Below are 1,426 nucleotides of genomic sequence, written 5' to 3' on the forward strand. Positions count from 1 at the left end.
GCTCGTGCGGCTCGTGCGGCTCGTGCGGCTCGTTGGAAGGGTGGCTCATCGGATCCTCCCCAGGTCGGCGCCCCGCGTGTGGACGGAGTGCAGGCGTTCGACCTGGACCACCACCTCGGCCACCTCCACACCCGCCAGCCCGCGCACCCGCTGGGCGACCCGCTGCCGCACGGCGCCGCAGCGGGCGCCGAGGTCGGTGGGGTAGTCCAGCTCCAGACCGACCCGCACCCGCGCGGCGCCGTGATGCACCGTCACCGAGGCGTGCGGTGCCTCCCCGCCTTCCGGTACGCGGTCGATCGCCTCCCGCGCGGCGCGCGCGGCGATCTTCGCCACGACGCGGTCCGCGATCGTCGTCACTCCGCGCTCGGCGGCCACCACCTGGTCACCGGCCACGGGCAATCACCGCCGCCGGCCGTCGCGGTCGCGACTGCGGAAGAAGTCGCCGGGCTCCAGATCGCCGTCCGCGAACTTCCCGGCGACAAACCCGGCCGCGCCCAGCACGGCCACCACCACAAACGCTCCGAAACCGCCGAAATATCCGGCGAACCCGAGCGCGATACCGGCCAACACACCGACCATCGCCATGCTCATCGTGCGCTCCTTCTCCGCTTCGCGTCCGTCTCCCCCACCCCTTTACTGGACTCGTGTGTCCGAGTCGTCGTCGTCCTCCTCGTCGGGCAGCTTGACGTCGCTGACCGCGATGTTGACCTCGACGACCTCCAGGCCCGTCATCCGCTCCACGGCGGAGATGACGTTCTCCCGCACCACCCGGGCGACGTCGGTGATCGACACGCCGTAGTCGACGACGATCTCCAGGTCGAGGGCGGCCTGCACCTCGCCGACCTCGGCCTTCACGCCCCGGCTGACGGACTTGGACGACCCGGTGCCGGGCACCCGGTCGCGTACGGCGCCGAAGGTGCGGGACATCCCGCTGCCCATGGCGTGCACGCCGACCACGTCACGGGCCGCGAGACCGGCGATCTTCTCCACCACGCCGTCGGCGATGGTGGTACGGCCGCGCGAGCCGGGGGCGCCTCCGCCGCGCTTGCCCGCGGAGACCCTGCGCCCCTCGTCGCCCACCCCCTCCCTGACGGAAGGCTCGGACTGATTGCGGGATGCGGTGTCTGACATCGCCATTCGCCCTTTCCGCTCGGTGATCGACTCCTTTGCACACATTAGGGGTGGTTGGGCGGTTACGCACCGTACATACGGCAGGCTGGGGTCATGACGACAGCGCACAACACGGACGGCCACGGCTCCTCGGACGCCTCGGACCGGGGCACCGACGGCCAGGGCTCCCCCGGATGGACGGCCGCGGTGCGGCAGCGGCTGGGTCTGGGCCGGCTGCTCCCTTCGGGCGGGCCGTCGGAGGGGATCTGGGTGACGGAGCAGGCGGCGACGGCGGAGCTGCGGCGCGCGGCGGCGG

At 72.4% G+C, this 1,426-nt stretch carries 3 protein-coding genes and 1 pseudogene; 1 reads left to right on the forward strand and 3 read right to left on the reverse strand.

Translation table 11 applies throughout. The annotated features are described in order from the left end of the window. Positions 1–45: 45 nt before the first annotated feature. From GT042_RS09565 to GT042_RS09575, 3 genes are read right to left on the reverse strand one after another with little or no spacing between them, the layout of a single operon-like run. Complete coding sequence (locus GT042_RS09565) at positions 46–393, reverse strand: hypothetical protein (protein ID WP_161308279.1); 348 nt, start codon at positions 391–393, stop codon at positions 46–48. Positions 394–399: 6 nt separating this feature from the next. Next, the gene (locus tag GT042_RS09570) at positions 400–591 is read right to left on the reverse strand and encodes a hypothetical protein (RefSeq protein ID WP_161308280.1); all 192 of its coding nucleotides are present in this window, start codon (positions 589–591) and stop codon (positions 400–402) included. Positions 592–633: 42 nt separating this feature from the next. Further along, positions 634–1,131 carry an Asp23/Gls24 family envelope stress response protein gene (locus GT042_RS09575; protein WP_161308281.1) on the reverse strand — a complete coding sequence of 166 codons (498 nt, stop codon included), beginning with the start codon at positions 1,129–1,131 and terminating at the stop codon, positions 634–636. A 93-nt stretch (positions 1,132–1,224) separates the two neighbouring features. On the opposite strand from GT042_RS09575, the pseudogene GT042_RS38900 reads away from it, so the two are divergent. After that, positions 1,225–1,426: pseudogene (locus tag GT042_RS38900) on the forward strand (hypothetical protein); the annotation flags it as partial.

The sequence above is a fragment of the Streptomyces sp. SID3212 genome (genome assembly GCF_009865405.1).
Classification (GTDB): Bacteria; Actinomycetota; Actinomycetes; order Streptomycetales; family Streptomycetaceae; genus Streptomyces.

Bases quoted from the DNA above. Each gene is read 5' to 3' on its own strand.
- GT042_RS09570 (WP_161308280.1), bottom strand. From the start codon at position 591: ATGAGCATGGCGATGGTCGGTGTGTTGGCCGGTATCGCGCTCGGGTTC.
- GT042_RS09575 (WP_161308281.1), bottom strand. From the start codon at position 1,131: ATGTCAGACACCGCATCCCGCAATCAGTCCGAGCCTTCCGTCAGGGAG.